The organism is Microbacterium sp., from assembly GCF_035277845.1.
In the GTDB taxonomy this organism is placed as follows: domain Bacteria; phylum Actinomycetota; class Actinomycetes; order Actinomycetales; family Microbacteriaceae; genus Microbacterium.
The window spans coordinates 1-5,080 of the sequence record NZ_DATEJS010000233.1 but is presented as its reverse complement, the minus strand read 5'-3'; the positions used below and the strand labels follow the sequence as shown (position 1 = coordinate 5,080).

6 protein-coding genes are annotated in these 5,080 nt (G+C 71.6%); 3 read left to right on the top strand and 3 right to left on the bottom strand.

Going from position 1 to position 5,080, the window contains the following annotated elements; translation table 11 throughout:
- Positions 1 to 69 precede the first annotated feature (69 nt).
- From VJR25_RS10160 to VJR25_RS10150, 3 genes are read left to right on the top strand one after another with little or no spacing between them, the layout of a single operon-like run.
- The gene (locus tag VJR25_RS10160) at positions 70 to 1,305 is read left to right on the top strand and encodes a hypothetical protein (RefSeq protein WP_324114856.1); all 1,236 of its coding nucleotides are present in this window, start codon (positions 70 to 72) and stop codon (positions 1,303 to 1,305) included.
- A 9-nt stretch (positions 1,306 to 1,314) separates the two neighbouring features.
- Entirely contained in the window at positions 1,315 to 1,617 is a 303-nt protein-coding gene (locus VJR25_RS10155; protein ID WP_324114855.1) for a thiamine-binding protein, read from the top strand.
- 4 nt (positions 1,618 to 1,621) lie between these two features.
- A complete protein-coding gene (locus VJR25_RS10150; RefSeq protein WP_324114854.1) occupies positions 1,622 to 2,338 on the top strand; it encodes an NUDIX hydrolase in 717 nt (238 codons plus the stop codon).
- Positions 2,339 to 2,360: 22 nt separating this feature from the next.
- Here VJR25_RS10150 and VJR25_RS10145 read toward each other — a convergent pair whose 3' ends face one another.
- The 3 genes from VJR25_RS10145 to VJR25_RS10135 form a co-directional block, all read right to left on the bottom strand.
- Positions 2,361 to 2,936: an HD domain-containing protein gene (locus tag VJR25_RS10145; RefSeq protein WP_324114853.1), complete on the bottom strand. Its 576-nt coding sequence runs from the start codon at positions 2,934 to 2,936 to the stop codon at positions 2,361 to 2,363.
- A gap of 4 nt (positions 2,937 to 2,940) precedes the next feature.
- On the bottom strand, positions 2,941 to 4,146 hold the full coding sequence (gene metX / locus VJR25_RS10140; protein ID WP_324114852.1) for a homoserine O-acetyltransferase MetX: 1,206 nt from the start codon (positions 4,144 to 4,146) through the stop codon (positions 2,941 to 2,943).
- Positions 4,147 to 4,281: 135 nt separating this feature from the next.
- Entirely contained in the window at positions 4,282 to 4,704 is a 423-nt protein-coding gene (locus VJR25_RS10135) for a hypothetical protein (protein WP_324114851.1), read from the bottom strand.
- Positions 4,705 to 5,080 lie beyond the last annotated feature (376 nt).

Below are 5,080 nucleotides of genomic sequence, written 5' to 3'. Positions count from 1 at the left end.
CGCGGTCGCGGACGCGCTCGCGGCCGGCTGAGCCGACGACGCTCAGGAGGCGTCCGTAGGATGTGGGTGATGTCCAGACGGGTCGTGCTGTGGGGTGCATTCGTGCTCGTGCACCTCGTCGTCGCGGTGCTCGGCTTCGTGCTGCCGACGCAGCCGATGGGCGACGTCTACCTGGCGTACGAGCCGTGGTCGGACGCCGCACTCGGCGGCCAGGGCGTCGTCGGCGTCACGTGGCCATGGGTCTACCCGCAGCTGGCGCTCGTGCCCATGCTGCTGGCGCACATGTTCGACTGGGTCACCGGCATGTACACGGTGTCGTGGGCGGTGCTGGTGACGATCTGCGACGCGCTCGGATTCGCCGTGCTCGTCGGCCGGGGCCGCTCGGCCGGGCGCAGCATCGCCGCGTGGTTCTGGCTCGGGTTCATGCTCTTGCTGGGGCCCGCCGGGATGTACCGGCTCGACGCGATCACGGTGCCCCTGGCGGTGGCGGGCGGTCTGTGGCTGCTCGGCCGCCCGCTGGTCGGATCGATCCTGCTGTCGGTGGCGACGTGGATGAAGGTCTGGCCGGCTGCGATCCTCGCCGCGGCGCTCCTCGCCGGACGCCGGCGTCTGCCGGTGATCGGGGGAGCCGCGCTCGTCTCGGCGGTCACGGTCGGCGCGGTGGCGGCGGCCGGCGGCGCCGCGTACGTGTTCGGCTTCATCGGCGATCAGACCGGCCGCGGGCTGCAGCTCGAGGCGCCCGTCAGCGGCATCTACGTGTGGGCGACGGTGTTCCGCGTGCCCGGGGCATCCCTGTTCTACAGCACGGACATGCTGACGTACGAGGCCACCGGGCCGCACGTGGTCGCCGTGGTCGCCGTGATGACCCCGCTGCTGGTGCTCGCGGTCGGAGCGGTCGCCGTGATCGGCGCGGTGAAGACGTGGCGCGGGGCGTCGTTCGCGGCGCTCTTCCCCGACCTGGCCCTCTCGCTCGTGCTGGCGTTCATCTTCTTCAACAAGGTCGGGTCGCCGCAGTACTACACCTGGATCGTGGCGCCGCTCGTGATGGGGCTCGTGATCGACCGGCGCCGATGGCGACGCCTCGCGGTGATGGGGCTCGTCATCGCCGCACTCACGCAGGTGATGTACCCCGTCATGTACATGGGCGTGATGAGCGGCGACCCGATGTCGGAGCTGGTGCTGACGGTGCGCAACCTCGCCGCCGGCGTGATGCTGGTGTGGAGCGTGGTGCGACTCGTGCGCGTGCGGACGCGCGGGCGCGTGCCGTGGCTCGCGGCGAGGAACGCCGCGGCCGCGGTCGGGTAGCGTCGGATCATGCTCGTTGCCTTCTCTGTGGCCCCCAGCGGAACCGGACGCGAAGACGGATCCGTGCACGACGCCGTCGCCGCGGCCGTGCGGATCGTTCGCGAGTCGGGGCTGCCGCACCGCACCACGTCGATGTTCACCGAGATCGAGGGCGAGTGGGATGCCGTCTTCGACGTCGTGAAGCGCGCCACCGAGGCGGTGCTGCCGTACGGGTCGCGCGTGTCGCTCGTGCTGAAGGCCGACATCCGTCCCGGGTACACCGGCGAGATCGATGCGAAGATCGATCGCCTCGAGGCCGCGATCGACGAGTGACGCCGTGGGCGACGGACTCCGTGAGCTGCAGGACGCCCTCGCGCGCGCGGGCGCCGGAGCGGAGGCGGTCGATGCCGTCGCAGGGACGGTCATCGTCGTGCGCGACGGCCGCCACGGACCGGAGGTGCTCATGCTGGAGCGCCCCGACCGCGGTTCGTTCGCCGGCGCCTGGGTGTTCCCGGGCGGCAAAGTGGAGGCCGGGGATGCCGGCGACGCCGAATGGCAGGCCGCCCGCAGTGCGGGCATCCGCGAGACGTGGGAGGAGACCGGCCTGACCCTGGACGCGGATGCCGTGGTGGCGCTGTCGTGCTGGGAGCCGCCGGCCGGGATGTCCACGCGCATCCGCACCTGGTTCTTCGTCGCGCCGGCGCCGCACACCACCGAGCTGACGCTGTCCGCCGACGAGACGGTCGGTGCGGAGTGGGTGCGCCCGGCCGACCTGCTCGACCGGCACGGGCGCGGGGAGCTGCGGCTGTACCCGCCGACGTGGGTGACGCTGCACGGGCTCACCGGCGCAGGCGACATCGAGACCCTGCTGGCGGAGGTGCCCGCGGAGCCCGGCCGGTACGCCGGCGAGCTGCGCGACGACGCCCGCGGACGGTTCATCATGTGGGCGGGGGATGCCGAGTACGGGATGTCGGCGGACGCTGTCCAGGCGGCATCCGCTTCCCGCCACCGGCTGCGGATCGATCAGCTGCCATGGGAGTACGAGCGCAGCTGATCCGGCTGCGATCCGACCGAGGTCAGCGGCGCTCGGCGCGGTGCGCGACGAGCAGATCGTGCGGCCAACTGCTGGCCGGGGCTTTGTCGGGAAGCAGCTCGGCGTCGCGGACGATCGAGCGCTCCAGTGCGGACTCGATGTCCAGGCGCGGCCGGTCCCGCTCGATCGCCGTCCGCGTCGCCTCCGCGTCCGGCAGGGGGTCCGCACCGAAGTCCATGCGCACGCCGAGGCGGACGAGGCGGGTGAGACCGCCGCGCTCCTCCGCGATGTGCGGGGACGTGTGCAGGGCGACGGCCTCCCACACCGCCTCGGCGTCGAGCTCGGGGCGGTGCTCGCGGAGGAAGCGACGCGCCGCGTTGGCCCCGACCACCTCGAACCGCAGCGGCTCGTCGCCGCCGATCACCGTGCCGAGGTCGTGCAGCAGCGACGCCACCCAGACGAGGTCGGGGTCGGCGGCGATCCCCTCGTGAACGCCGATGGCCGACGCGTACACCGCGACGCGGATCGAATGGTTCAGGATCGGTTCGTCGAGGATGCCGGCCGCGTACGCCCGGGCCGCCTGGACGACCGGCGAGTCGGGCACGGTGCTCGCGGTCATGCGCTCAGGATGCCAGCAGCCGCTGCAGATGCTGTCCGACGACGCCGGTCTCGATGAGGAAGCCGTCGTGGCCGAAATCGCTCGTGATGACCACCGCGCGATCGCCGTCGAGCGTGTTCGGGATGCTGCGCGCGATGCGGTGCTGCCCGTCGACCGGGAACAGCCGGTCGGAGTCGATGCCGAGCACGAGCGCCGTCGCGGTGACCCGGCGCAGGGCCTCTTCGATGCCGCCGCGGTCCCGGCCGACATCGTGCGAGTCCATGGCCTCGACGAGACGGATATAGCTGTTCGCGTCGAAGCGGCGGGTGAACTTGTTGCCGTGGAAGTCGAGGTACGACTCCACCGCGAAGCGGCCGCCGTGCCCGAGGGGACTCACCCCGGACTGCCACGACCGCTGGAACCGCTGGTTGAGCTCGGTGGGGCTGCGGTAGTTCAGCAGCGCCATGCGGCGCGCGAGGGCGAGGCCGCGGGTGGGCCCGTCGCCGTCGCCGGCGTCGTAGTAGTCGCCGTTCTGGAACCGCGGGTCGATCTGGATCGCCTCCAGCTGCACCGAGTTCAGTGCGATCTGGTCGGCCGTGTTCGCCGGGGGAGCAGCGAGGATGCCGACCCGCGCGACGCGCTCCGGCTTCCCGATCGCCCACTCCATCGCGTGCATGCCGCCCATCGACCCGCCGATGACGGCGGCCCACGTGCCGATGCGGAGCTGGTCGGCCAGCAGGGCGAGGGCTGCCACCTGGTCGCGGATCGTCACGTACGGGAATCGGGAGCCCCACTCGCGCCCGTCCGGCGCGATGGTGGCGGGGCCGGTCGAGCCCTGGCATCCGCCGAGCATGTTGGGAGCCACGACGAACCAGTGGTCGGTGTCGATGGCGCACCCGGGACCGACGAGGTCCTGCCACCATCCCGCCGTCGGATGCCCGGGCCCCGCCGGCCCCCGCACGTGGCTGTCGCCGGTGAGCGCATGCAGGATCAGCACCGCGTTGCCGCCGTCGGGCGCGAGTTCCCCCCACGTCTCGTAGGCGATGCGGATGCTGGGCAGCTCCCGTCCGCCCTCGGTGCGGAAGTCGCGGAAGACGGCGAAGCGCCGGTCGCCGACCGGGTCGCCGTCCTGCCACGCGCCGGTGGCCGGCGGACGGCCGAGCAGCAGCCGGGCATCGGCCTCCGTGACCGGCGCCGACGGCACGGTGTCTTCGGAGGTCTGCCAGTCCAATTGAAGGCATCCTTTCGTCGCAGCCCGGGCTCCAACCAGGCTACAGAGCCTCGTGACGGCGGGCTGCCGATGTTACGGGCGGCGCCGGTCGAGCGATCCGCGGGCGACGCCCGTTCGCACGACGATGGGCGGTGGTCAGACCGTCTCGGTCGCCGGGTCGGGCTCGAGATCGTCGAGGTGCCCGATCTGCGCCAGCGCCCAATCCACCTGCTCGACGGGGATCGCCCACGTCAGCCGGGCGGTGGATGTCGTGACCCGGAACAGCGGCGCATCGGCAGAGCGCTCGATGCGGTCACGCGGCCCCTCATCGCTCGGCGGCAGCGAGACCGCCAGGACGGGGATGTCGGCACCGTCGAATCGGATGCGGTCGGGTGCGAGCGTCACGACGCCGTGGCGCCACGCCGTCGTGAGGCCCGGCTGGATGCCGTCCTCAACCCGGAGGCCGCACTTCAGCCGGCCCCGTCGCTGCCTGCGGCGGACGGACGCGCTTCGGAACGCTTCGGCGATCCCTTCGCCGATGATGTTCACGATCAGCGTGCCGACGAGCTCGTCGATCAATTCGTCGTCCCCATGGGAGCCATTCTCCCGGATGCGGGGGCGGTCCGGGACTGTGACGCGGGGAGGGTCCTCGGTGAGACACCTCGTTGCGGATGTCCCACCTGACGCTGCCAGGTGTGGAGTCTCAGGACATAGTGGACATTCCTGTCTCAGGACATAGTGGACACGGTCATTCTGGTGGCCGGGTGTCGATTCGGTGGGCGAGGCTGGTCATCGGTTTCGTGGTGGGCCAGCTTGTCCCGCGTCAAGTTGTTGGCAGGGTTTCTTTGATTTCGAAGTTGGGGATGGTGGGGTCGGCGATGCCCGCGTAGACGTCGGCGGGCCGGTTCCAGGAGATCGCCTCGTGCGGCCGGACGTGGTTGTAGTCCTGCCGGTA

Excerpts from the sequence above, each read along its gene's own strand:
- VJR25_RS10160 (WP_324114856.1), top strand. The coding sequence starts at position 70 with ATGTCCAGACGGGTCGTGCTGTGGGGTGCATTCGTGCTCGTGCACCTC.
- VJR25_RS10155 (WP_324114855.1), top strand. The coding sequence starts at position 1,315 with ATGCTCGTTGCCTTCTCTGTGGCCCCCAGCGGAACCGGACGCGAAGAC.
- VJR25_RS10145 (WP_324114853.1), bottom strand. The coding sequence starts at position 2,936 with ATGACCGCGAGCACCGTGCCCGACTCGCCGGTCGTCCAGGCGGCCCGG.